General features: G+C 60.6%; 21 protein-coding genes and 1 riboswitch. Of the genes, 18 read left to right on the top strand and 3 right to left on the bottom strand.

Annotated elements, in window-relative coordinates; translation table 11 throughout:
- Positions 1 to 26: 26 nt before the first annotated feature.
- Positions 27 to 824 carry a phenylalanine 4-monooxygenase gene (phhA, locus tag AC54XV_RS18390; RefSeq protein WP_058398731.1) on the bottom strand — a complete coding sequence of 266 codons (798 nt, stop codon included), beginning with the start codon at positions 822 to 824 and terminating at the stop codon, positions 27 to 29.
- Positions 825 to 1,089: 265 nt separating this feature from the next.
- Between phhA and AC54XV_RS18385 the strand changes: the two genes are divergently transcribed.
- Positions 1,090 to 2,667 carry a sigma-54-dependent phenylalanine hydroxylase transcriptional regulator PhhR gene (locus tag AC54XV_RS18385; protein WP_011268520.1) on the top strand — a complete coding sequence of 526 codons (1,578 nt, stop codon included), beginning with the start codon at positions 1,090 to 1,092 and terminating at the stop codon, positions 2,665 to 2,667.
- 96 nt (positions 2,668 to 2,763) lie between these two features.
- On the opposite strand, the gene AC54XV_RS18380 is transcribed toward AC54XV_RS18385, so the two are convergent.
- Positions 2,764 to 3,030 (bottom strand): DUF2790 domain-containing protein, encoded by a 267-nt coding sequence (locus tag AC54XV_RS18380; RefSeq protein WP_003404113.1) that lies wholly within the window; start codon positions 3,028 to 3,030, stop codon positions 2,764 to 2,766.
- A gap of 384 nt (positions 3,031 to 3,414) precedes the next feature.
- Here AC54XV_RS18380 and acs point away from each other — a divergent pair, with 384 nt between their 5' ends.
- From acs to astE, 14 genes are all read left to right on the top strand, one after another.
- Positions 3,415 to 5,370, top strand: a complete 1,956-nt coding sequence (gene acs / locus AC54XV_RS18375; protein ID WP_011268519.1) for an acetate--CoA ligase — start codon at positions 3,415 to 3,417, stop codon at positions 5,368 to 5,370.
- Between the two features lie 531 nt (positions 5,371 to 5,901).
- Complete coding sequence (locus AC54XV_RS18370; RefSeq protein WP_003404105.1) at positions 5,902 to 6,678, top strand: ABC transporter substrate-binding protein; 777 nt, start codon at positions 5,902 to 5,904, stop codon at positions 6,676 to 6,678.
- A 76-nt stretch (positions 6,679 to 6,754) separates the two neighbouring features.
- Positions 6,755 to 7,444 (top strand): ABC transporter permease, encoded by a 690-nt coding sequence (locus AC54XV_RS18365; protein ID WP_003369874.1) that lies wholly within the window; start codon positions 6,755 to 6,757, stop codon positions 7,442 to 7,444.
- Positions 7,441 to 8,139: an ABC transporter permease gene (locus AC54XV_RS18360; RefSeq protein ID WP_003314733.1), complete on the top strand. Its 699-nt coding sequence runs from the start codon at positions 7,441 to 7,443 to the stop codon at positions 8,137 to 8,139. The genes AC54XV_RS18365 and AC54XV_RS18360 overlap by 4 nt, the downstream gene beginning before the upstream one ends.
- Position 8,140: 1 nt before the next feature.
- Entirely contained in the window at positions 8,141 to 9,253 is a 1,113-nt protein-coding gene (locus AC54XV_RS18355) for a succinylglutamate desuccinylase/aspartoacylase family protein (RefSeq protein WP_054091889.1), read from the top strand.
- Between the two features lie 22 nt (positions 9,254 to 9,275).
- The gene (locus tag AC54XV_RS18350; protein WP_003404100.1) at positions 9,276 to 10,040 is read left to right on the top strand and encodes an ABC transporter ATP-binding protein; all 765 of its coding nucleotides are present in this window, start codon (positions 9,276 to 9,278) and stop codon (positions 10,038 to 10,040) included.
- 135 nt (positions 10,041 to 10,175) lie between these two features.
- Positions 10,176 to 11,168, top strand: coding sequence for a transcriptional regulator ArgR (gene argR, locus AC54XV_RS18345; protein WP_024639109.1), 993 nt, complete (start codon positions 10,176 to 10,178; stop codon positions 11,166 to 11,168).
- 236 nt (positions 11,169 to 11,404) lie between these two features.
- Entirely contained in the window at positions 11,405 to 12,622 is a 1,218-nt protein-coding gene (locus AC54XV_RS18340) for an aspartate aminotransferase family protein (protein WP_011268516.1), read from the top strand.
- A 133-nt stretch (positions 12,623 to 12,755) separates the two neighbouring features.
- Positions 12,756 to 13,787, top strand: coding sequence for an arginine/ornithine succinyltransferase subunit alpha (gene aruF, locus AC54XV_RS18335; RefSeq protein WP_003404093.1), 1,032 nt, complete (start codon positions 12,756 to 12,758; stop codon positions 13,785 to 13,787).
- 63 nt (positions 13,788 to 13,850) lie between these two features.
- Entirely contained in the window at positions 13,851 to 14,876 is a 1,026-nt protein-coding gene (astA, locus tag AC54XV_RS18330) for an arginine N-succinyltransferase (RefSeq protein ID WP_058398734.1), read from the top strand.
- On the top strand, positions 14,873 to 16,342 hold the full coding sequence (gene astD / locus AC54XV_RS18325; RefSeq protein ID WP_161633403.1) for a succinylglutamate-semialdehyde dehydrogenase: 1,470 nt from the start codon (positions 14,873 to 14,875) through the stop codon (positions 16,340 to 16,342). The genes astA and astD overlap by 4 nt, the downstream gene beginning before the upstream one ends.
- A 48-nt stretch (positions 16,343 to 16,390) precedes the next feature.
- Positions 16,391 to 17,737, top strand: a complete 1,347-nt coding sequence (gene astB, locus AC54XV_RS18320; RefSeq protein WP_054091886.1) for an N-succinylarginine dihydrolase — start codon at positions 16,391 to 16,393, stop codon at positions 17,735 to 17,737.
- Positions 17,738 to 17,798: 61 nt separating this feature from the next.
- Positions 17,799 to 18,086 (top strand): hypothetical protein, encoded by a 288-nt coding sequence (locus tag AC54XV_RS18315; RefSeq protein WP_003314741.1) that lies wholly within the window; start codon positions 17,799 to 17,801, stop codon positions 18,084 to 18,086.
- A gap of 11 nt (positions 18,087 to 18,097) precedes the next feature.
- Positions 18,098 to 19,105 (top strand): succinylglutamate desuccinylase, encoded by a 1,008-nt coding sequence (gene astE, locus AC54XV_RS18310; protein ID WP_058398735.1) that lies wholly within the window; start codon positions 18,098 to 18,100, stop codon positions 19,103 to 19,105.
- Positions 19,106 to 19,211: 106 nt separating this feature from the next.
- Here the strand turns inward: astE and AC54XV_RS18305 are convergent, their stop codons facing one another.
- Positions 19,212 to 19,724, bottom strand: coding sequence for a 6,7-dimethyl-8-ribityllumazine synthase (locus AC54XV_RS18305; protein WP_003406469.1), 513 nt, complete (start codon positions 19,722 to 19,724; stop codon positions 19,212 to 19,214).
- A 126-nt stretch (positions 19,725 to 19,850) separates the two neighbouring features.
- A riboswitch (FMN riboswitch) is annotated at positions 19,851 to 20,016 on the bottom strand.
- Positions 20,017 to 20,228: 212 nt separating this feature from the next.
- Here AC54XV_RS18305 and ltaE point away from each other — a divergent pair.
- The 3 genes from ltaE (at position 20,229) to AC54XV_RS18290 (ending at position 25,326) form a co-directional block, all read left to right on the top strand.
- Positions 20,229 to 21,233 (top strand): low-specificity L-threonine aldolase, encoded by a 1,005-nt coding sequence (gene ltaE, locus AC54XV_RS18300; protein ID WP_058398736.1) that lies wholly within the window; start codon positions 20,229 to 20,231, stop codon positions 21,231 to 21,233.
- A 144-nt stretch (positions 21,234 to 21,377) separates the two neighbouring features.
- Complete coding sequence (alaS, locus tag AC54XV_RS18295; RefSeq protein ID WP_024642718.1) at positions 21,378 to 24,002, top strand: alanine--tRNA ligase; 2,625 nt, start codon at positions 21,378 to 21,380, stop codon at positions 24,000 to 24,002.
- 91 nt (positions 24,003 to 24,093) lie between these two features.
- Positions 24,094 to 25,326, top strand: coding sequence for an aspartate kinase (locus tag AC54XV_RS18290; protein ID WP_003369901.1), 1,233 nt, complete (start codon positions 24,094 to 24,096; stop codon positions 25,324 to 25,326).
- The last annotated feature ends 111 nt before the right edge of the window (positions 25,327 to 25,437 follow it).

The raw sequence follows: 25,437 nt of genomic DNA, 5'->3' as shown, positions 1-25,437 counted from the left end.
GTCCTTTTCGGAGAGCTGGCCGAGTGTCAGGCGGCGTGGCTTTTGGTTTTAGGTGGAAACTTGGGTGCGTGCAAGCCCAACTGCATGCCTTGCCCGACCAGCGCCATGATGTCCTGCTGCGCCAGGTCGAACAGACGCTTCAGATCCGGCAGGACAAAGTACAGCGGTTGCAGAATGTCGATGCGATAAGGCGTGCGCATCGCTTCAAGCGCATCGAAAGGCTGGTGTTCGGGGGCTGACGACAAGCTGTACAGCGCTTCCTTCGGCGAAGAAAGAATACCGCCGCCGTAGATTTTCCGCCCCTGCGGGGTATCGACCAGGCCGAACTCGATGGTCATCCAGTACAGCCGGGCCAGGTACACGCGTTGTTCCTTGCTCGCGCTCAGGCCGAGTTTGCCGTAGGTGTGGGTAAATTCGGCAAACCACGGATTGGTCAGCAGCGGGCAGTGGCCAAATATTTCATGAAAGATGTCCGGTTCCTGCAGGTAGTCCAGTTCTTCTGCGCTACGGATGAACGTCGCCACCGGAAAGCGCTTGCTGGCCAGCAGTTCAAAAAACGTCTGGAAGGGGATCAGCGCAGGCACTCGCTCGACCTGCCAGCCCGTGGTCGCGCCCAGAACCTTGTTGATTTCGCCTAACTGAGGAATGCGACCAAGCGGCAGGCCCAGTTGCTCGATGCCGTCCAGATACTCCTGGCAGGCACGCCCTTCGACGATCTCCATCTGCCGGGTGATCAGGGTGTTCCATACCGCATGTTCGTCCGCCGTGTAATCGATGAAACCCGAAGCGTCCGGCTCGCGTGCCACGTAAAGCGTCTGGGCCATGCTGATGTCCTCGAAAGGCTGCTGTTTTTAAAGTGTTCTTGTAAAAGCCTGTGTTCAGGAATAACCCGGTTTCGAGGGCGCGTCAGCGGCGGTGAGCAGGGCCGTGCGAGGGTTTGATCACTGGTTCGTAACGAAAAGTTTACGCTTGCGATGGGTGAGGCCTGAAATCAGTCCTCCTGCCGCTCGCGAAGCGTGCGTGCGTAACGTATTGTTGACATTAATTTTGCCGCCTCATAAAAAACTACCCTCACAGGGGCAACGACTCATGCGCATCAAGGTGCACTGCCAGAACCGCATCGGCATTCTTCGCGACATTCTCGATCTGCTGGTGGCTTACGGCGTCAACGTGGCGCGCGGTGAAGTGGGGGGTGAGCACGGTGACGCGATCTATCTGCATTGCCCGAACCTGATCAACCTGCAGTTCCAGGCCCTGCGCCCGAAGTTCGAGGCGATCACCGGGGTATTCGGCGTCAAGCGTGTCGGGCTGATGCCCAGCGAGCGCCGGCACATGGAGCTCAATGCCTTGCTCGGCGCGCTGGAATTTCCGGTGTTGTCCATCGACATGGGCGGGGCTATCGTTGCGGCCAATCGTGCCGCCGCGCAATTGCTGGGTGTGCGGGTCGATGAAGTGCCGGGCATGCCCTTGTCGCGTTACGCCGAAGATTTCGACCTGCCTGAACTGGTGCGCGCCAGCCAGTCGCGGATCAACGGCCTGCGGGTCAAGGTGTGCGGCGATGTGTTTCTTGCCGATATCGCGCCCCTGCAATCGGAGCATGACGACAGCGAGGCCATGGCCGGGGCCGTGCTGACGCTGCACCGTGCTGATCGGGTCGGCGAGCGCATCTACCATGTGCGCAAGCAGGAGTTGCGTGGCTTCGACAGTATCTTTCAGAGCTCGAAGGTCATGGCCGCTGTGGTTCGCGAGGCGCGGCGCATGGCGCCCCTCGATGCGCCGCTGCTGATCGAGGGTGAGACCGGCACCGGCAAGGAATTGCTGGCCCGCGCCTGTCACCTGGCCAGCCCGCGCGGCCAGTCACCGCTGATGGCGCTCAACTGCGCCGGGTTGTCGGAGTCGATGGCCGAGATCGAGCTGTTCGGCTATGACCCCGGCGCGTTCGAAGGTGCGCGTGCGGAAGGGCGGCTGGGGCTATTGGAGCTGACCGCGGGCGGCACGCTGTTTCTCGATGGCGTGGGCGAGCTGAGTGCCCGCATGCAGGCCAAGCTGCTGCGCTTCATTCAGGACGGCAGTTTTCGCCGGGTCGGCAGCGACGAGGACATGTTTCTCGATGTGCGGGTGATGTGTTCGACCCAGGTCGATCTCTCGGAGCTGTGCGCCAAGGGCATGTTCAGGCAGGACCTTTATCATCGCCTTAACGTGCTTTCACTGCATATACCCCCGCTGCGCGACTGTCTGGACGGTCTTGAGCCGCTGGTGGAGCATTTTCTCGATCAGGCCAGCCGGCAGATCGGCTGTGCGCTGCCCGGCATATCACCTGCGGCCATCAAACGCCTTGGTCAGTACCACTGGCCCGGTAATGTGCGGCAATTGGAAAATGTATTGTTTCAGGCCGTATCGCTGTGTGACGGCGGCAAGGTGCAGGCCGAGCATATTCGTCTGCCGGACTACGGCATGCGACAGGGGTTGAGTGAGGTGTCGCTGGAGGGCGGGCTGGGCGCTATTATCGGGCGCTTTGAAAAGTCGGTGCTGGAACAACTCTATGCGCAATATCCCAGCAGCCGCCAATTAGGCAAACGCCTGGGAGTGTCTCATACAACAATTGCCAACAAGTTGCGCGACTATGAAGTGGGGCGCGAATCAGATCCGCATTCAACGGATAAATAACTCGCTCATTGATAGTTCCGTCACCCACTTCGTGCATGCGCCTCGCACCTTATATAGCGGCGAGGCGTCGTGCACAGGTTGCAACGGCAAGAAGCCTCAACCGTTGCTGCAGCCGTTGCCCATCACCTGATAGCCCATGGTGTGGCGTGCGCCCTGCGAATCTTCATACACCATGCGCGCCGGGACCACTTCGCAGACATTGGGTATCTGGCTGATGGAAATAACCCGAGCGATATCCAGATGAGTGCCGTAGGTATATTGCTCGACACGCGCCTGTTGCGCAGCCACTTTGGTCTGCGATTCTTCGGCCATGGCCAGACTACTGACGCCGCACAGGGCCAATGCCACTAATAAAGCTTTCATTGTCGTTTACCTTTTTCAAAGTGAGCGCCGTCGCATCACGTTTTTGACGTCATGGGCTCAGGCGGTCTGATACGTTTTTCGAGTTGGAACAACACTGCGTGGGGGCAGTTGATGTCTGCCTTGTTGGCGGATCGAATTCTATGCCTGTTGTGACAGCGCATATATAAAGACTTTGGATAAGCGCTTTTATCAAAATGGTAATAATCTTTAGGGCAGCTGCAAGCTTCAAGCTTCAAGCTTCAAGCTTCAAGCTTGCGGCTTGCGGCTTGCGGCTCCGGCTCCGGCTCCGGCCCCGCCCGGTAATACCAACGTCGAATGGCCCCTGTGGGTGGGGCGGGATACAACAGGGGCATAAAACAACAACTATCCACCGAGGTAACCAAGATGAGTGCAGCTTCCCTGTACCCCGTCCGCCCAGAAGTCGCAGCGACTACGCTGACGGATGAAGCGACCTACAAGGCCATGTACCAGCAGTCGGTGGTCAACCCTGATGGTTTCTGGCGTGAACAGGCTCAGCGCCTCGACTGGATCAAACCTTTCAGTGTGGTCAAACAGACCTCGTTCGATGATCACCGTGTCGATATCAAATGGTTCGCCGACGGCACGCTGAACGTTGCCTACAACTGCCTGGATCGCCATCTGGAAGAACGCGGCGACAGCATCGCCATCATCTGGGAGGGCGACGACCCTTCCGAGCATCGGGAAATCACCTACCGCGAACTGCACGCTGAAGTGTGCAAGTTCGCCAACGCCCTGCGTGGCCAGGATGTGCACCGTGGCGACGTCGTGACGATCTACATGCCGATGATTCCCGAGGCTGTGGTCGCCATGCTGGCGTGCGCCCGGATCGGTGCGATTCACTCGGTGGTGTTCGGCGGTTTCTCGCCCGAAGCGCTGGCTGGCCGGATCATCGATTGCAGTTCCAAAGTGGTCATCACTGCTGACGAAGGTCTGCGTGGCGGCAAGAAGACTGCACTCAAGGCCAACGTCGACCGCGCCCTGACCAACCCGGAAACCAGCAGCGTGCAGAAGGTTATCGTCTGCAAGCGCACCGGGGGCGAGATCGAATGGAACCGTCACCGTGATATCTGGTACCACTCGCTGCTGGAAGTGGCGTCCAGCACCTGCGCGCCGAAAGAGATGGGCGCCGAAGAGTCGCTGTTCATTCTCTACACCTCGGGCTCGACCGGTAAACCCAAGGGCGTGTTGCACACCACCGCAGGTTACCTGCTGTATGCCGCGCTGACCCACGAACGCGTGTTCGACTATCGGCCGGGTGAAGTTTACTGGTGCACCGCCGACGTCGGCTGGGTCACCGGGCACAGTTACATTGTCTACGGGCCTCTGGCCAACGGTGCGACCACGCTGCTGTTCGAAGGCGTGCCGAACTATCCGGACATCACCCGCGTGTCGAAGATCATCGACAAGCACAAGGTCAATATCCTCTATACCGCGCCGACCGCGATTCGCGCCATGATGGCTGAAGGCACCAAGTCCGTTGAAGGTGCCGACGGTTCCAGCCTGCGCCTGCTGGGTTCGGTGGGCGAGCCGATCAACCCGGAAGCCTGGGCCTGGTACTACAACACAGTCGGCAAGCAGAACTGCCCGATCGTCGATACTTGGTGGCAGACCGAAACCGGTGGCATTCTGATCAGCCCGTTGCCAGGTGCGACCGCCCTTAAGCCGGGCTCGGCGACACGTCCGTTCTTCGGCGTGATTCCGGCGCTGGTGGACAACCTGGGCAACCTCATCGAGGGCGCTGCCGAGGGCAACCTGGTGATCCTCGATTCGTGGCCGGGCCAGTCGCGCTCGCTGTACGGCGATCACGACCGTTTCGTCGACACCTACTTCAAGACGTTCCGCGGCATGTACTTCACCGGTGACGGCGCCCGTCGTGACGAGGACGGCTATTTCTGGATCACCGGGCGTGTGGACGACGTGCTCAACGTTTCCGGCCACCGCATGGGCACGGCTGAAATCGAAAGCGCGATGGTTGCGCACCCGAAAGTCGCCGAGGCTGCTGTGGTCGGTGTGCCGCATGACCTGAAGGGGCAGGGCATCTACGTCTATGTGACCCTCAACGGCGGTGAAGAGCCGAGTGACGCGCTGCGCACTGAATTGCGCAACTGGGTACGCAAGGAGATCGGCCCGATTGCCTCGCCTGACTTCATTCAGTGGGCGCCCGGCCTGCCGAAGACCCGTTCGGGCAAGATCATGCGCCGTATCCTGCGCAAGATTGCGACTGCCGAGTACGATGCGCTGGGTGACATCTCCACCCTGGCCGACCCGGGCGTGGTGCAGCATCTGATCGATACGCACAAGACCATGAACGCTGCCTGAGCGATCCTGTGACTGAAGCGCCCCGTTCGGTGAGAGCCGATCGGGGCGCTTTTGTTTCCAGGGGCTGAAGCGAGAAACGGGATATATATCGGGTTGTTACCGGTTTACACGGTGTTGTCGCGCGGTGCTTCGTTGTGGGACATGTCCGGGCTTTCTGTGTAGGAAAGTACGACGCAGCAGGGCTTTAAAACCGCCATGTGGCACGCCGGGCTTGCCGGATTAAAAGGGTTTGCCAATAATGGGCGCACTTTTTGCTGTTATGACAGGTTAAGTCTGTGCTGCTGGATCAGCAGAAGCAGGTCCCGTCAATACCGTGTAGCGGTTTTTCAGGTGCTTCTGTAACTAGTTGTCGCATTGAAGAAATATCGACTTTGAGCCTGTCGTTAAAATGCCTCTCATTCGCCGGAGGGCTGTGAACCGCCAGCGCGGTGTCACGCATCCGGCGTCGCTCCTCCCCGAGATTGTCCTTTCGCACATTGGGCGCTTGCTCACTTTGCCATTTGTCGTGCTTTACCGATGGAGTCCCTGGAAATGAAAAAGCTCATGCTTATTGGCGCGATGGCGTTGTCCGTGCTCGCCCAGCCGATCTTTGCTGATGAAAAACCACTGAAAATCGGTATCGAAGCGGCTTACCCTCCGTTCGCGTCCAAGGCCCCGGATGGCAGCATCGTCGGCTTTGACTACGACATCGGCAATGCGCTGTGTGAAGAAATGAAGGTCAAGTGCACCTGGGTCGAGCAGGAATTCGACGGGCTTATCCCGGCGCTGAAAGTGCGCAAGATCGATGCGATCCTGTCGTCGATGTCCATCACCGACGACCGCAAGAAGTCCGTGGACTTCACCGGCAAGTATTACAATTCACCGGCGCGTCTGGTGATGAAGGACGGCACTACGGTCAGCGACAGCCTGGCTGAGCTCAAGGGCAAGAAGATCGGCGTACAGCGTGGCACGATTCACGAGCGTTTCGCCCGTGAAGTGCTGGCCCCGCAGGGTGTCGAAGTGACGCCGTACGGTTCGCAGAACGAAATCTATCTGGACATCAGTGCAGGGCGCCTTGACGGTACTATCGCCGACGCCACGCTGTTGCAGGACGGCTTCCTGAAAACCGATGCTGGCAAAGGCTATGCGTTCGTAGGCCCGTCGTTCTTCGATCCGAAATACTTCGGTGACGGCATCGGCATTGCCGTGCGCAAGGGCGACAAGGCCAACCTTGACCGTCTCAACGCCGCCATCGCCGCGATCCGCGCCAACGGCAAGTACAAGGCTATCCAGGACAAGTATTTCGACTTCGATATCTTCGGCAAATAAGTCGTCGCAACGAGATGGCGCAAACAGGGTTGCCTGGCTTGCGCCATTTTTATTCCACGCTTGAGGACCGCACATCATGTTGAAAGGTTACGGAGCTGTCATCCTCGAAGGTGCCTGGCTGACGTTGCAGCTGGCCCTGTCGTCGATGGCTCTGGCGATCGTTCTCGGTCTGATCGGCGTGGCGCTGAGACTGTCTCCGGTACGCTGGATCGCCTGGCTGGGCGATCTGTACAGCACGGTGATTCGTGGCATTCCCGATCTGGTCCTGATTCTGCTGATTTTCTACGGCGGCCAGGACCTGCTCAACCGCGTCGCCCCGTTGCTGGGGTTTGACGACTACATCGACCTTGATCCGTTGATGGCCGGCATCTGCACGCTGGGCTTCATCTTCGGTGCATATCTCTCGGAAACCTTTCGCGGTGCGTTCATGGCCATCCCCAAGGGGCAGGCCGAGGCGGGCATGGCGTATGGCCTGAGCAGTGGCAAGGTGTTCTTCCGCATTCTGGTGCCGCAGATGATTCGTCTGGCGATTCCCGGTTTCACCAACAACTGGCTGGTGCTGACCAAGGCCACTGCGCTGATCTCCGTGGTCGGTCTGCAGGACATGATGTTCAAGGCCAAGCAGGCGGCCGATGCCACCCGCGAGCCTTTCACCTTCTTTCTGGCGGTTGCGGCGATGTACCTGGTGATCACCAGTGTGTCGCTGCTCGCCTTGCGTTACCTCGAAAAACGCTACTCGGTAGGCGTGAGGGCGGCTGACCTATGATCTTTGACTACAACGTGATCTGGGACAGTCTGCCGCTGTACTTCGGCGGGCTGCTGACCACCCTGAAGCTGCTGGCGATTTCGCTCGCGTTCGGCCTGCTGGCGGCATTGCCGCTGGGCTTGATGCGGGTCTCGAAAAACCCCTGGGTGAACATGCCGGCCTGGCTGTACACCTACGTGATTCGCGGCACGCCGATGCTGGTGCAGCTGTTCCTGATCTACTACGGACTGGCCCAGTTCGACGCGGTGCGTGAAAGCTTTTTGTGGCCCTGGCTGTCCAGTGCCACCTTCTGTGCGTGCCTGGCATTCACCATCAATACCAGCGCCTACACGGCGGAGATCATCGCTGGCAGCCTCAAGGCCACTCCGGCGGGTGAAATCGAGGCCGCGCGGGCCATGGGCATGTCGAAAGCCAAGATGTACCGGCGCATTCTGCTGCCCTCGGCCTTGCGCCGGGCACTGCCGCAGTACAGCAACGAGGTCATCATGATGCTGCAGACTACCAGTCTGGCGTCCATCGTGACCCTGATCGACATTACGGGCGCGGCCCGTACGGTCAACGCGCAGTTCTACCTGCCTTTCGAGGCTTATATCACCGCAGGTGTTTTCTATCTGGGCCTGACATTCATTCTGGTCCGGCTGTTCAAGATCGCCGAACGCCGCTGGCTGGGCTACCTCGCCCCACGGAAGGTCTGAAATGCAAAGAACCGATCATGTATTGCCGTGGAGCACCCTCGGCACCGAGCGCACGCTGAGTGTCTTTCGCTTCGGCACCGGCGAGCGCAAGGCTTACATCCAGGCCAGCCTGCATGCCGACGAACTGCCCGGCATGCGCACGGCCTGGGAGCTGAAAAAACGCCTGACCGAGCTGGAGCAGCAAGGCCTCCTCAAAGGTGTCGTCGAACTGGTCCCGGTGGCCAATCCGCTGGGCCTGGGGCAGTTGCTGCAAGGCGCGCATCAGGGCCGTTTCGAGTTCGGCAGTGGCAAGAACTTCAACCGTGACTTCACCGAGCTGAGCGAGCCGGTCGCCGAGTTGCTGGAAGGTCAGTTGGGCGATGACCCGCGCGCCAATACCCGGCTGATTCGCCAGGCGATGAGCGCTGCGCTCGAAGGGCTGCCCGCGCCGCAGAGCGAATTGCAAGGCATGCAGCGCATCCTGCTCCGTCATGCCTGCGTCGCTGATGTGGTGCTCGATCTGCATTGTGATGCCGATGCCGCGCTGCACATGTACGCCTTGCCGCAGCACTGGCCACAATGGCGGTCGCTGTCGGCACATCTGAATATTCAGGTAGCGCTGCTCGCCGAAGATTCCGGTGGCAGCTCCTTCGATGAGGCCTGCTCGCTGCCGTGGTTGCGCCTTTCGCGGATTTTTCCGCAGGCGCAGATCCCGCTGGCCTGCCTCGCCACCACTCTTGAACTGGGCGGTCAGGCCGACACCGGCAAGCCGCAGGCAATCGCGCATGCCGAAGGTATCCTGGCGTTCCTCGCCGAGCAGGGCTTCATCAGTGGTGATTGGCCGCAGCCGGTGCACCAAGCCTGCGAAGGCTTGCCGTTCGAAGGCACCGAATTGCTCTATGCGCCGCACCCTGGTGTGGTGACGTTCCTGCGCGCTGCAGGCGACAGGGTCGAGGTGGGCGATCCGCTGTTCGAAGTGATCGACCCGCTGTCCGATCAGGTCAGTACCATTTGTGCGAATACTGCCGGGGTGTTGTTCGCCATCGAGCGGCTTCGTTACGCTCAACCCGGTTTCTGGCTGGCCAAGGTGGCGGGGCGCACGGCGCTGCGTCACGGACGTCTGCTCAGTGATTGACCGTACTGTGGAAACCCAAAGCATGAACAAACTGGAAGTGCAGGATCTGCACAAGCGCTATGGCAGTCACGAAGTGATCAAGGGCGTGTCCCTGACCGCCAAGGCCGGCGATGTCATCAGCATCATCGGCTCCAGCGGCTCGGGCAAAAGCACCTTTCTGCGCTGCATCAACCTGCTCGAACAGCCTCATGCCGGCAAGATCCTGCTCAACAACGAAGAGTTGAAGCTGGTGCCAAACAAGGAAGGCGGCCTGAAAGCTGCCGATGCCAAGCAGTTGCAGCGCATGCGTTCACGCCTGTCGATGGTGTTTCAGCACTTCAACCTGTGGTCGCACATGACTGCACTGCAGAACATCATCGAAGCGCCGGTCCATGTGCTGGGTGTGTCGAAAAAGGAAGCGCTGGAAAAGGCCGAACACTATCTGGCCAAGGTCGGTGTGTCCCATCGCAAGGACGCTTACCCTGGGCACATGTCCGGCGGTGAGCAGCAGCGTGTGGCGATTGCCCGCGCACTGGCGATGGAGCCCGAGGTCATGCTGTTCGATGAGCCGACCTCGGCGCTGGACCCGGAGCTGGTCGGTGATGTGCTAAAGGTCATGCAGGGCCTGGCTCAGGAAGGCCGCACCATGGTGGTGGTGACTCACGAAATGGGTTTTGCCCGTGAGGTCTCCAACCAGCTGGTTTTCCTGCACCAGGGCGTCGTTCTGGAACGTGGCAATCCGCGCGAAGTGCTGGCCAATCCGCAGACCGAGCGTTTGCAGCAATTCCTGTCCGGCAGCCTGAAGTGACGATCGGCAGCGCATGACGATGCCTTTTTATGCCAGAACAGGGCATGCTGCGCGACGCGCGACACGACCTGGATGTTCCAGATCGAGCTATCTTCCAAGGCTCGGCTTTTGCGGCAATACGTATCGGATCTCCCAATGACTGCCCATCGAATAGGTTTCCTCGTCTGGCCTGGTACCAGAGCCCTGACCCTGGCACTGGCCGAGGAAGCCTTGCGCGTTGCGCAGCGCGTTCACCCTGAAGTGGTCTATGAGCTGTCGTTTCTACAGGCCGAGGCCGCGGAGCCAGCGGCGCTTGCCGGTGCGTGGCAGTTGCCGGGTGAGCCCTGGGCCGGGCGACTGGAGGGCTTTCAGAAGCTGTTTTTACTGGCTGACGAGCCCCCGGCAGGCGTGGCCCCGGCGCTGGGCAGTGCGCTCAAGCAACTGGTGCGTGCCGGCTGTTCGATTGGCGGGCTGTCGGCGGGCGTCTATCCGCTTGCGCAACTGGGCCTGCTGGATGGCTACCGTGCCGCCGTGCACTGGCGCTGGCAGGACGACTTCGCCGAGCGCTTCCCCAAGGTCATCGCCACCAGCCATTTGTTCGATTGGGATCGGGATCGCCTGACCGCCTGTGGTGGCATGTCGGTGCTCGACCTGCTGCTGGCGGTGCTGTCCCGCGACCATGGGGCCGAACTGGCCGGGGCGGTTTCCGAAGAGCTGGTGGTCGAGCGCATTCGCGAAGGCGGCGAGCGTCAGCGCATTCCGCTGCAGAACCGTCTGGGCTCCAGCCATCCCAAGCTGACCCAGGCGGTGCTGCTGATGGAAGCCAATATCGAAGAGCCGTTGACCACCGACGAAATCGCCCAGCACGTGTGCGTGTCTCGTCGCCAACTGGAGCGGATCTTCAAGCAGTACCTCAACCGTGTGCCCAGCCAGTATTACCTGGAACTGCGCTTGAACAAGGCGCGCCAGATGCTGATGCAGACCAGCAAGTCGATCATTCAGATCGGCCTTTCGTGCGGTTTTTCCTCGGGGCCGCACTTCTCCAGCGCCTACCGCAATTTCTTCGGTGCCACGCCGCGTGAAGACCGCAATCAGCGACGCAGCAGCAGCCCGTTCGAACTTTCCCCTGTGCCTGCCGAACGCGGTTGATTGTCTTGTCGCGATAGAAGTGCTGCCGCGACAGCTCAGGTCCAGACAGGCCGGCTTCAATCCGTTTAAACTGCGCCTTTGTGACGCAAATTGTCGCATTGCCGAAAACCTTGAAAAAACCCGGTTTTGCGCTGTAACAAGTTGTCGCCTGGCGGCAAGGCCGAACACAATTCAGTCCTTACAATCTTTCCATCGCTCGCCAGTTTCAGGCAGGCGTTCCTCATCAGGAGACTCCGATGTCCGTTGAGCATGCTGCGGTGCAACGCGCCGATTTCGACCAGGTAATGGTCCCCAATTACGCCCCGGCCGGGTTCATCCCTGTGCGCGGTGCGGGCTCCCGGGTCTGGGATCAGGCGGGGCGCGAACTGGTGGATTTCTCGGGCGGGATCGCCGTCAACGTATTGGGCCACTGCCACCCGGCGCTGGTCGGTGCCTTGACAGAGCAGGCCAATAACCTCTGGCATGTGTCCAACGTCTTCACCAACGAGCCGACCCTGCGTCTGGCGAAAAAACTGGTGGATGCGACGTTCGCCGAGCGCGTGTTCTTCTGTAACTCCGGTGCGGAAGCCAACGAAGCCGCCTTCAAGCTGGCACGTCGTGTGGCGCATGACCAGTACGGCCCGGAAAAGTACGAAATCATCGCGGCGCTGAACAGTTTTCATGGCCGTACCCTGTTCACCGTCAGCGTCGGTGGGCAGCCGAAGTACTCCGATGGTTTCGGGCCGAAGATCACCGGCATCAGCCATGTGCCGTACAACGACCTCGACGCACTGAAGGCCGCCGTGACCGACAAGACCTGTGCCGTGGTGCTGGAGCCGATCCAGGGCGAGGGCGGTGTTCTGCCGGGTCAGCTGGAATACCTGCAAGGTGCGCGCAAACTGTGTGACGAGCACAACGCCCTGCTGGTGTTCGATGAAGTGCAGAGCGGCATGGGCCGTAGCGGTCATCTGTTCGCCTACATGCATTACGGCGTGACCCCGGACATCCTTTCCAGCGCCAAGAGCATCGGCGGCGGTTTCCCGCTGGCGGCGATGTTGACGACTGAAAAGCTCGCCAGGCACTTTGCGGTCGGCGTTCACGGCACCACCTATGGCGGCAACCCGCTGGCGTGTGCGGTCGGTGAGGCGGTGATCGACGTGATCAATACGCCTGAAGTGCTGGCTGGCGTACAGCGCAAGCATCAGCAGTTCAAGACCCGTCTGCAAAGCATTGGCCAGCAATACGGCGTGTTCAGCGAAGTGCGCGGTCTGGGTCTGCTGATCGGTTGTGTGTTGTCCGATGCCTGGAAGGGCAAGGCCAAGGACATCTTCAATGCGGCCGAGGCTCAGGACCTGATGATCCTGCAGGCCGGCCCTGACGTGATTCGTTTCGCGCCGAGCCTGGTGATTGAAGACGCGGACATCGAAGAGGGCCTGAACCGCTTTGAACGCGCCATCGCCCAACTGACATCCTGACTCGCTTGCAGCCTTGCGGCGTCCGCCTGATGGCGGGTGCCGCACCTGTTTCCTGCGCCATGCGGCCTGACGCCGTGTGGTGCTTTTACTAGCGCCGGTCGTAAAGGCTGGTCGATCTACAAGGAGTGGCACCATGCTGGTAATGCGCCCTGCGCAAATGGCTGACCTGGCCGAGGTTCAACGCCTCGCTGCCGACAGCCCTATCGGTGTCACGTCCTTGCCCGACGATGCTGGCCGCCTGACCGACAAGATCGGCTCGTCGGAGGCGTCGTTTGCCGCCGAGGTCAGCTTCAACGGCGAAGAAACCTACTTCTTCGTGCTCGAAGACAGCGAAAGCGGCAAGCTGGTGGGCTGCTCGGGCATTGTCGCCTCGGCGGGCTACTCCGAGCCGTTCTACAGTTTTCGCAACGAAACCTTCGTGCATGCTTCCCGCGAGCTGAAGATCCATAACAAGATTCACGTGCTGTCGCAGTGTCATGACCTGACCGGTAACAGCCTGTTGACCAGTTTCTACGTGGTCCCGGAGCTGGTCGGCACGGCATGGTCGGAGCTCAATTCGCGCGGCCGCCTGCTGTTTGTCGCCAGTCACCCCGAGCGCTTTGCCGATTCGGTGGTCACCGAGATCGTCGGTTACAGCGATGAGCAGGGCGACTCACCGTTCTGGGATGCCATCGGGCGCAACTTCTTCGATATCAATTACGCCGCTGCCGAACGCCTGTGCGGGCTGAAAAGCCGGACCTTCCTCGCCGAGCTGATGCCGCATTACCCGATCTACGTGCCACTGCTGCCCGACGCGGCGCAGGAAGCCATGGGGCAGGTGCATCCGCGTGCGCAGATCACCTTCGACATCCTCATGCGCGAGGGCTTTGAAACCGATCACTACATCGACATTTTCGACGGTGGGCCGACGCTGCATGCGCGGGTGTCCGGGATTCGCTCGATTGCCCAGAGCCGTCTGGTTCCGGTCAAGGTCGAGGCCGGGCAAAGCAGCGATGTCGGCAAGGGCGGGCGTCTGTATCTGATCGCCAATGGCCTGTTGCAGGACTACCGCGCGGTGCTGCTGGAACTGGACTGGGCGCCCGGCAGGCCGGTGGTGTTGAGCCTCCAGGCTGCCGATGCCCTGGGTGTTGGTGAAGGTGCCAGTGTGCGGATTGTCGCGGTCTGAACCGGACGTTCGATAGCCGATTAGCGAGTTTCAAGGCTCTCGATGAGCCGCTGAGGAGATAACATGATCGTTCGTCCTGTACGCAGCAGCGACCTGCCCGCGTTGATCGAGCTGGCGCGCAGCACCGGCGCCGGTCTGACGACCCTGCCCGCCAATGAGCAGCGTCTGGCGCACCGGGTAGGCTGGGCTGAAAAGACCTTTCGCGGCGAAGCCGAGCGCGGCGATGCCGATTACCTGTTCGTGCTGGAAGATGATGACGGCCGGGTGGTGGGCATTTCCGCCATCGCCGGAGCGGTCGGTCTGCGTGAGCCCTGGTACAACTACCGGGTCGGCCTGACCGTCAGCGCTTCACAGGAACTGAACATCTATCGGGAAATTCCGACCCTGTTCCTGGCCAACGACCTGACCGGCAATGCCGAGCTGTGCTCGCTGTTCCTGCACAGTGATTCGCGTAACGGCCTCAACGGCCGCCTGCTGTCCAAGGCGCGGATGCTGTTTATCGCCGAATTTCCCAAGCTGTTCGGCAACAAGATCATTGCCGAAATGCGCGGCATGTCCGATGAGCAGGGCCGTTCGCCGTTCTGGGAAAGTCTGGGGCGGCACTTCTTCAAGATGGAATTCAGCCAGGCCGATTACCTGACCGGCGTGGGCAACAAGGCATTCATCGCCGAGCTGATGCCCAAGTTTCCGTTGTACAGCTGCTTTCTTTCCGAAGACGCACGCAACGTGATCGGTCGGGTGCATGCCGACACCGAGCCTGCGCTGACCATGCTCAAGAGCGAAGGCTTTTCGTATCAGGGTTATGTCGACATCTTCGATGCCGGCCCGGCCATCGAGTGCGAGACCGGCAAGATTCGCGCAATCAAGGACAGCCAGGCGCTGGTGCTGGCCATCGGCACGCCAGGTGACGACGCTCCACAGTTCCTGATCTACAACCGCAAGCGTGAAGACTGCCGCATCACGGTAGGCGCTGCGCGTTTTGCTGCCGGCACGCTGGTCGTCGCTCCGCAGACTGCCAGGCGGCTGCGCATGAGTGCGGGCGACAATGTGCGCGCGGTGCCCTTGTCTGCGGCGCGGGAGGGCGTTTGATGAATAGCCTTTACATCGCAGGTGTGTGGCAGGACGGGCAGGGTGAGGTGGTCAATTCGCTGAACCCGGTGACCCAGCAGGTGCTGTGGTCCGGGCGTGGCGCGAGCGCCGCGCAGGTCGAGCAGGCGGTGCAGGCGGCGCGTCAGGCATTTCCCGGCTGGGCACTGCTGTCTCTGGATCAGCGCATCGCGGTACTGGAGGCCTTCGCTGCACGTCTCAAGCATCACGCCGACGCGCTGGCGCAGTGCATCGGTGAAGAAACCGGCAAACCGTTGTGGGAGTCGGCGACCGAAGTGACCAGCATGGTCAACAAGATTGCCATCTCGGTGCAGAGCTATCGCGAACGAACCGGTGAAAAGAGCGGGCCACTGGGCGACGCCACTGCGGTACTGCGCCACAAGCCGCACGGCGTGGTCGCCGTGTTCGGCCCGTACAACTTTCCCGGGCATCTGCCCAACGGGCATATCGTCCCGGCCTTGCTGGCGGGCAACGTGGTGCTGTTCAAACCCAGCGAACTGACACCGAAAGTCGCTGAGCTGACCGTCAAGTGCTGGATCGAAGCCGGACTGCCTGCCGGGGTTCTGAACCTGCTGCAGGGCGGTCGCGAAACCGGTATCGCGCTGGCCGCCAATCCGGGTATCGACGGCCTGTTCTTCACCGGGTCGAGCCGCACCGGCAATGCGCTGCACCAGCAGTTCGCCGGTCGGCCGGACAAGATCCTTGCGCTGGAAATGGGCGGTAACAATCCGTTGATCGTCGATCAGGTTCAGGACATCGATGCCGCAGTGTACACCATCATTCAGTCGGCCTTCATTTCCGCAGGCCAGCGCTGCACCTGTGCGCGTCGTCTGCTGGTGCCCGAAGGCGACTGGGGTGATGCCCTGCTGGCACGACTGGTTGGGGTCAGCGCTACTATCGAAGCCGGGGCGTTCGATCAGCAGCCTGCGCCGTTTATGGGCTCGGTGATTTCGCTGGAGGCTGCACGCGCCTTGCTCGACGCGCAGCGCAATCTGCTCGCCAACGGCGCGCTGACCCTGCTGGAAATGCGCCAGCCGCAGCCCGGCGCGGCATTGCTGACGCCTGGCATTATCGATGTCAGTGCGGTGCCCGAGCGCCCCGACGAAGAGCTGTTCGGCCCGCTGCTGCAAGTCATCCGCTACGCCGGTTTCGATGCCGCCATCGCCGAAGCCAACGCCACCCGGTATGGCCTGGCGGCAGGTCTGCTGTCTGACTCCGAAGCGCGTTACCAGCAGTTCTGGCTGCACAGCCGTGCCGGGATCGTCAACTGGAACAAGCCGTTGACCGGAGCCGCCAGCAGTGCGCCGTTCGGCGGGGTAGGCGCCTCGGGCAACCACCGCGCCAGCGCCTATTATGCGGCCGATTACTGCGCCTATCCGGTGGCTTCGCTGGAGGCGGGCAGCCTGACGCTGCCTGCGACACTGACTCCCGGTATCAGGTTGAGCTGACAGTGTGCGCACGATTGCTTATAAAAACAGATCCACGGAGCCTTGCCGATGAAGTCCTGTGAAGTGAATTTTGACGGTCTGGTCGGGCCAACCCACAACTACGGCGGGTTGTCCTACGGTAACGTTGCCTCCCAGAGTAACAGCCAGCAAAGCGCCAACCCGCGTGAGGCGGCGCTGCAAGGCCTGGCGAAAATGAAAGCGCTGATGGACCTGGGGTTTACCCAGGGCGTGCTGGCGCCGCAGGAGCGTCCTGATGTGTCCGGCCTGCGCCGTCTGGGCTTCACCGGCAGCGATGAGCAGGTGATTGAAAAAGCGGCCCGTCAGGACATGCCGTTGCTGGTCGCCAGTTGCTCGGCATCCAGCATGTGGGTGGCCAACGCGGCCACGGTCAGCCCCAGTGCCGACACTGCCGATGGGCGTGTGCATTTCACGGCGGCCAATCTCAACTGTAAATACCACCGCAGCATCGAGCATCCGACCACCACTCGCGTGCTCGGCGCCATGTTCGCGGATGCAAAACATTTCGCTCATCACCCTGCGTTACCGGCTGTCGCGCAGTTTGGCGATGAAGGCGCTGCCAACCACACCCGTTTCTGTCGTGATTACGGCGAGGCCGGTGTGGAGTTTTTCGTGTTTGGCCGCAGTGCGTTCGACACGCGCTACCCGGCACCGCAGAAGTACCCGGCCCGTCAGACCCTGGAGGCGTCACGCGCCGTTGCGCGGCTGCACGGTCTGAGCGAGGCCGGCGTGGTCTATAGTCAGCAGAACCCGGCGGTCATTGATCAGGGGGTGTTCCATAACGATGTGATTGCGGTCGGCAACGGTGAGGTGCTGTTCTATCACCAGGACGCGTTCCTCAATACCGAACCGATGCTCAATGAGCTGCGCGACAAACTCGGTCGTGTCGGCGGGCAGTTGCGGGCGATTTGCGTACCGCGTGCCGAGGTCTCGGTTCAGGATGCCGTGCGCTCCTACCTGTTCAATAGCCAGCTGTTGTCGCGTCCCGATGGCTCGATGCTGCTGATCGTGCCGCAGGAGTGCCAGGCTAATGCGAGCGTCTGGGCTTACCTGCAACGACTGATAGTCGATGACAGCCCGGTTGCCGAGGTCAAGGTGTTCGACCTCAAGCAAAGTATGCAGAACGGCGGTGGCCCGGCCTGCCTGCGCCTGCGGGTGGCGCTCAATGACACCGAGCTGGCGGCGGTGAATCCGGGGGTGATCATGACTGCGCCGTTGTACGAAACGTTGACGCAGTGGGTCGACAGGCACTACCGGGACCGCATGAGTGAAAGCGATCTGGCCGACCCCCGATTGCTCAACGAATGCCGCACGGCATTGGATGAACTGACGCAAATCCTTAAACTGGGCGCGGTTTATCCGTTTCAACTGAATTGAAGCATCCTGCGCGTCGGGCCACTGTCCGGCGCACTATTTCCTTGATAGAGAGCATTTTTATATGAGCGACGCCCTGCAACTGATCCTTGAAGACACTGATGGCACCCAGCTGGAAACGTCCTGCACCCGCGTTGCCGTCATCTGGCAGGGCAAGGAATTGTGGATTCAGCAGGATGGCCGTGGCCAGTTGCTGATCGGCGTTGACGTCGAAGAAGACGATGCCGAATACGCCAACCTGCTGCTACGTCCGCTGGCGACCAACCTGGTCAGCCTGCAACTGGAAATGGAGCCAGCCGACATGGGCGTCGAGGAAGACGGTCACGTTCACGGTCCTGACTGCAACCACTAAGGAAGCGCGCCATGCTCGCCCTCGGCAAACTGCTTGAACTGACCCTGGCTGGACGTGAGCCGGCGGAGAAGACTCAACTGACCGTCGAAGGCGTGCGCATGCGCTGGATGGGCGAGGGCGCACTGGAAGTCCGCCCGCCAGAGGCTCGTGACAATGGCACTGACCTGCTGCTGTCTGCCGGCATCCACGGCAACGAGACTGCACCCATCGAGCTGCTGGATGAATTGATCCGCAGCATCGCGCGCGGCGACCTGAAACCGCGCGCACGTATTCTGTTCCTGTTCGGCAATCCCGATGCGATGCGACGCGGGGCGCGTTTTGTCGAGCAGGATGTCAACCGGCTGTTCAACGGCCGTCATCTGCAAAGCGGTGGTGCCGAGGCCTTGCGGGCCTGCGAGCTGGAACGACTGGCCGCCAGCTTTTTCAGCCTGCCGGAGCGCTATCGGCTGCATTACGATCTGCACACGGCCATTCGTGGCTCGACGATCGAGCAGTTCGCGCTGTACCCGTGGAAGGAAGGACGTCAGCATTCCCGGCTCGAGCTGGCCCGGCTGCGGGCGGCGGGCATGAGTGCGGTGTTGCTGCAGAACAAGCCTTCCATTGTGTTCAGCGCCTACACCTACGATCAATTGGGGGCCGAGGCTTTCACTCTGGAACTGGGCAAGGCGCGGCCGTTCGGGCAGAACCAGCAGGTCAACCTTGGGCCGCTGCGCGTGTGTATCGAGCAGCTCATCGAGGGCACCGAGCCCGAGCGGGATGACGATCTTGAAGGGTTGCAACTGTTCAGCGTGGCGCGGGAAGTGATCAAGCGCACCGATGCGTTCACCTTCAACCTGGCCGATGACGTCGAGAACTTCTCCTCGCTGGAAAAAGGCTACGTGCTGGCCGAAGACGCGGGTGGTTCACGCTGGGTAGTGGAAGAAGAGGGCGCGAGGATCATCTTCCCCAACCCCAGGGTCAAAAACGGCCTGCGTGCGGGAATTCTGATCGTACCCACTGATGCGGATAGCCTCGGCTGATCGCTCCGCACCCTGAACACCGGACGCAGAGCGTCCAGAACGGCATTCCCACGCTGGAGCGTGAGGAACGGTAGGTGTCCGGGAGGACACTTACCGATGCTGCGTCTCAGCAGGCCGCTTTCTGCTGTGCATCCAGACGGCGCAGGCTGCGTACCTTGGTCAGGGTGTCAGCGCAGGTCTTGGCCGCTTCTTCGCCCTTGTGCACGAAGTGATCGAAGAAGAACTTCTGATGCTCTTCGCCCGCATGGAAATGATGCGGTGTCAGGACCACGGAGAACACCGGTACTTCGGTTTCCAGCTGAACCTGCATCAATGCGCTGACCACTGACTGCGCGACGAATTCGTGACGATAGATGCCGCCGTCCACTACCAGTGCGGCGCCGACGATGCCAGCGTAGCGGCCGGTATTGGCCAGCAGTTTTGCATGCAGCGGGATTTCAAAGGCGCCGCCCACTTCAAAGATGTCGATATCGCTTTCGGCGTAGCCCTGATTGGCCATCTCGGCGATAAAACCTTTACGGCTCTGGTCGACGATATCCTTGTGCCAACAGGCTTGGATGAACGCGACACGCTCGTTTGCGTGGCTTTTGCTTTTGCTGTCGATTGCAGTTGGTTGCACGTGTTCTGACTCCTGTTTATGGAAAAAACAGGGCATTTGGATCGAAAGGGATTCAAGCTGCGTAGGAAAGCCTCCTGAACGATGTCGTTCATGGATAGGTTTTACAGACGTTCTTGCTGACACCAATCCCGCTCTCTCTTCATCCGGACTATGACCGTCGGCCCCGGAATCACACCGGGTCTGCTGACCTTGCAGATAGCAGCCAAAGCCACGACCCCCAAGCGCTCGCGGGCTAGACGCATTGCGCGTCATTACCGCCGGTGGGGAATTGCACCCCGCCCTGAGAACGTTGCCGTCACTTTACGTGGCCGGCGCGAGATTTTTATCATAGTTCGCTGGATCATGCATGGACACTTTCGTACGGTATACCTGCCTTTTTCTTATAAGGGCTCGGAGTATCGAGAGCGGCGGCGCTTGATTATCATGTACTGCAGCCTCAGTAATGCCTTGTTGCAAGCCAAAGGTTGCATGCATTATCGATCTTCAACTTCAGGGAGCTTTTTCGTGACTGTCATCGATCTGCGCAGCGACACAGTGACTCTGCCCACGGCCGGCATGCTCGATGCCATGGCACGTGCGCCCGTTGGCGATGATGTCTACGGCGAGGACCCTACCGTCAATCTGCTCGAAGCGACGCTTGCCGGACGCCTCGGGTTCGATGCCGCGCTGTTCGTGCCGTCGGGCACCATGAGCAATCTGCTGGCACTGATGGCGCACTGTGAGCGTGGCGATGAGTACATCGTCGGTCAGCAGGCCCACACCTATAAGTACGAGGGTGGTGGTGCGGCAGTGCTGGGCTCCATTCAGCCGCAGCCGCTGGAGGTGCAGGCCGACGGCTCCCTGGACCTGCAGCAGGTGCTCGACGCCATCAAGCCCGATGACTTTCACTTCGCCCGCACGCGCCTGCTGGCCCTGGAAAACACCATGCAGGGCAAGGTGCTGCCCCTGGACTATCTGGCTGCCGCGCGTACCCTGACCCTGGAAAAGGGGCTCGCCCTGCATCTGGACGGCGCGAGGCTGTACAACGCCGCGGTCAGGCTGGGTGTCGATGTCCATGAGATCACCCGGCACTTCGATTCGGTTTCGGTCTGTCTCTCCAAGGGGCTGGGCGCGCCGATCGGCTCGGTGCTGTGCGGTTCGCAGCCGTTGATCGCCAAGGCCCGCCGCTTGCGCAAGATGCTTGGCGGTGGCATGCGTCAGGCTGGAGGGCTGGCTGCGGCAGGGCTCTATGCGCTGGATCATCAGGTCGAGCGGTTGGCAGATGACCATGCCAACGCGGCGTTTCTGGCTGAAGGCCTGAGCGGGCTTGGCTACCCTGTCGAGCCGGTACAGACCAATATGGTCTATGTGCAGATCGGCGAACGCGCGGCATCGCTCAAAGCGTTCTGCGCCGAGCGGGGCATCGTACTCACGGCCGCGTCGCGGCTACGCATGGTGACCCACCTGAACGTGTCGCGCGCTCAGGTCGAACAGGTCATCGCCGCATTCGCAGTCTTTGAACATTCATGACATGCCGATAATCCAGTTACTTGTTTCTATCGCACAAACACACTGTACCGAGGGCGCAACGCCTATATAATGCGGCCCTTTGCCGTCGCTACGTCATTTGACGTTTTGCACTTGCCTCTGGCCGCAGTCTCCGTGGAAGAACCTATGAAAAGCGCAGAAATCCGTGAAGCCTTCCTTGGCTTCTTCGAAGAGCAAGGCCACACCCGTGTCGCTTCAAGCTCCTTGATTCCGGGCAATGACCCAACCCTGCTGTTCACCAACGCAGGCATGAACCAGTTCAAGGATTGCTTCCTGGGCCAGGAAAAGCGTGCCTACACCCGCGCCGTTACCAGTCAGAAATGCGTGCGTGCCGGTGGCAAGCACAACGACCTGGAAAACGTCGGCTATACCGCTCGTCACCATACTTTTTTCGAAATGCTGGGCAACTTCAGCTTCGGTGACTATTTCAAGCGTGATGCCATCACCTACGCCTGGACCTTCCTGACCTCCGAAAAATGGCTCAACCTGCCCAAGGAAAAACTCTGGGTCACGGTGTACGCCACTGACGACGAAGCCTACGACATCTGGACCAAGGAGATCGGCGTGCCCGCCGAGCGCATGGTCCGTATTGGCGACAACAAAGGCGCACCGTACGCCTCCGATAACTTCTGGACCATGGGTGATACCGGCCCGTGCGGTCCTTGCAGCGAGATTTTCTTCGATCACGGCCCGGAAATCTGGGGCGGCCCGCCAGGCTCGCCGGAAGAAGACGGCGACCGTTACATCGAAATCTGGAACAACGTATTCATGCAGTTCAACCGGACTGCGGATGGCGTGCTGCACCCGCTGCCGGCACCGTCGGTCGATACCGGCATGGGCCTGGAGCGTGTCAGTGCGGTGCTGCAGCACGTGCACTCCAACTATGAAATCGATCTGTTCCAGAGCCTGCTGGCTGCGTCGGCCAAGGCCATTGGTTGCAGCAATGACAACCAGGCTTCGCTGAAAGTCGTGGCTGACCACATCCGTTCGTGCGGCTTCCTGATCGCCGACGGCGTGCTGCCGTCCAACGAAGGGCGTGGTTATGTACTGCGCCGCATCATTCGTCGCGCCTGCCGTCACGGCAACAAGCTGGGTGCCAAGGGCAGCTTCTTCTACCAGATCGTTGCCGCGCTGGTTGCCGAGATGGGGTCTGCGTTCCCTGAGCTGGTGCAACAGCAGTCGCACATCGAACGCGTGCTGAAAGGCGAAGAGGAGCAGTTCGCCAAGACCCTCGAGCAAGGTCTGAAAATTCTCGAGCAGGATCTGGCCGACCTCAAAGGCACGGTGGTTCCGGGCGAAGTGGTGTTCAAGCTGTACGACACCTACGGTTTCCCGATGGACCTGACCGGTGATATCGCCCGCGAGCGTAACCTGACCCTCGACGAAGCAGGCTTCGAGCGTGAAATGGACGCCCAGCGCGTGCGCGCCCGTTCGGCCAGCTCGTTCGGCATGGATTACAACAGCCTGGTCAAGGTCGACGTGGCCACGCAGTTCACCGGTTACTCGGCGACCACTGGCAGCGCCAGCGTCGTGGCCCTCTATAAGGAAGGCCAGTCGGTTTCTCACCTGAATGAAGGCGAAGAGGGCGTGGTGATTCTCGACATCACCCCGTTCTACGCCGAGTCGGGCGGTCAGATCGGTGACAGCGGTTTCCTGCAGGCCGGTGACGCGCGCTTTGACGTCAGTGATACCACCAAGACCGGCGGTGCCTTCCTGCACCACGGCGTTGTGGCGTCCGGCAGCCTGAGCGTTGGCGCGCAGGTTGAAACACAAGTGGCTGATGAAGTTCGCGATGCAACCAAATTGAACCATTCGGCCACTCACTTGCTGCACGCCGCATTGCGTCAGGTGCTGGGTGAGCACGTTCAGCAGAAAGGCTCGCTGGTTGACAGTCAGCGCCTGCGCTTCGACTTCAGCCACTTCGAAGCGATCAAGGCCGAGCAACTGCGCGCGCTGGAAGATATCGTCAACGCCGAGATTCGCAAGAACACCGAGGTAATGACCGAAGAAACCGATATCGACACGGCGAAGAAGAAGGGCGCCATGGCGCTGTTCGGCGAGAAGTACGGTGACAGCGTTCGTGTGCTGAGCATGGGCGGCGAGTTCTCCGTCGAGCTGTGCGGTGGCATTCACGCCAGCCGTACCGGTGACATCGCGCTGTTCAAGATCGTCAGTGAGGGCGGTGTTGCAGCAGGCGTGCGCCGTATCGAGGCCGTCACCGGCGCTGCGGCGCTGGCCTGGCTGAATTCGGCCGAGGATCAACTCAAGGAAGCCGCGACGCTGGTCAAAGGCAATCGCGACAACCTGCTGGACAAGCTGACGGCGGTGATTGAACGCAACCGTCTGCTGGAAAAACAACTGGAACAACTGCAAGCCAAGGCAGCCAGTGCCGCCGGTGACGACCTGTCGTCAGCGGCGCTGGATGTCAAAGGGGTCAAGGTTCTGGCCACGCGCCTGGATGGTCAGGACGGCAAGGCGCTGTTGGCGCTTGTCGATCAGTTGAAGAACAAGCTCGGCCGCGCAGTGATCCTGCTCGGCAGTGTTCATGAGGACAAGGTTGTCTTGGTCGCAGGCGTGACCAAGGACCTGACTGGCCAACTCAAAGCCGGTGATTTGATGAAGCAGGCAGCTGCCGCCGTAGGTGGTAAAGGTGGTGGTCGTCCTGATATGGCTCAAGGCGGTGGTGTCGATGCCGGTGCGCTGGATTCAGCGCTGGCACTGGCCGTTCCTTTTGTAGAGCAGGGTATCTGAGTCGGGTCAGCGGGCCTGCCGCACACCGGCAGGCCGCACCTGGACTCGAATGTTAATGGGTGCTCTTAACGGGATTTGAGGCGGCTTTGAGATGGCTTTAATCGTACAGAAATTTGGCGGCACCTCCGTGGGCTCTGTAGAGCGCATCGAGCAGGTGGCCGACAAGGTCAAGAAATTCCGTGAGGCGGGTGACGACCTGGTGGTCGTGCTGTCGGCCATGAGCGGTGAAACCAATCGTCTGATCGAGCTGGCCAGGCAGATCAGTGATCAGCCGGTTCCCCGTGAGCTGGATGTCATTGTCTCCACGGGCGAGCAGGTGACCATCGCGCTGCTGGCGATGGCCTTGATGAAGCGTGGCGTTCCGGCGGTGTCCTACACCGGCAATCAGGTGCGTATTCTCACCGACAGCGCGCACAACAAGGCACGCATTCTGCAGATCGACGACCAGAAGATCCGCTCCGACCTGAAAGCGGGTCGTGTGGTGGTGGTCGCCGGTTTCCAGGGTGTCGACGAACACGGCAATATTACCACCCTCGGCCGTGGTGGCTCGGACACGACCGGTGTTGCCCTGGCGGCGGCGCTGAAAGCGGACGAGTGCCAGATCTACACCGACGTCGATGGCGTCTACACCACCGATCCGCGTGTCGTGTCGCAGGCCCAGCGCCTCGACAAGATCACCTTCGAAGAGATGCTGGAAATGGCCAGCCTCGGTTCCAAGGTGCTGCAGATCCGTGCGGTCGAATTCGCCGGCAAATACAATGTCCCGCTGCGCGTTCTGCACAGCTTCAAAGAGGGGCCGGGCACCCTTATTACAATCGATGAAGAGGAATCCATGGAACAGCCGATCATTTCCGGCATCGCCTTCAACCGCGATGAAGCCAAGCTGACCATCCGTGGTGTGCCAGACACCCCCGGCGTGGCGTTCAAGATTCTCGGCCCGATCAGCGCGGCCAATATCGAAGTGGACATGATCGTGCAGAACGTCTCGCACGATAACACCACCGATTTCACCTTCACGATCCATCGCAACGACTATCAGGCGGCCTTGCAGGTGCTCGAAGCCACCGCGCGTGAAATCAGCGCGCGTGAAGTGTCCGGCGATACCAAGATCGCCAAGGTGTCCATCGTCGGCGTCGGCATGCGCTCGCATGCCGGCGTTGCGAGTCGTATGTTCGAAGCGCTGGCCAAGGAGAGCATCAATATCCAGATGATCTCCACATCGGAAATCAAGGTTTCCGTGGTCATCGAAGAGAAATACCTGGAGTTGGCTGTGCGCGCATTGCACACGGCCTTTGAGCTGGATGCTCCGCGGCAGGGTGAATGACCCTGTCATCGAAGGGCGCGGCGTGGCCGCGTCTTTCGGGTGCTGCGCAGAAGGGCTTTTGTTTTCTTTGCGTTAGTCGATATACAGGTAGTGGTCATGGCGTTTTGCTAG

The organism is Pseudomonas fragariae (ex Marin et al. 2024), assembly GCF_059621105.1.
The sequence above is the reverse complement of the archived record's forward strand: the minus strand, read 5'-3'. Positions and strand labels throughout refer to the sequence as shown.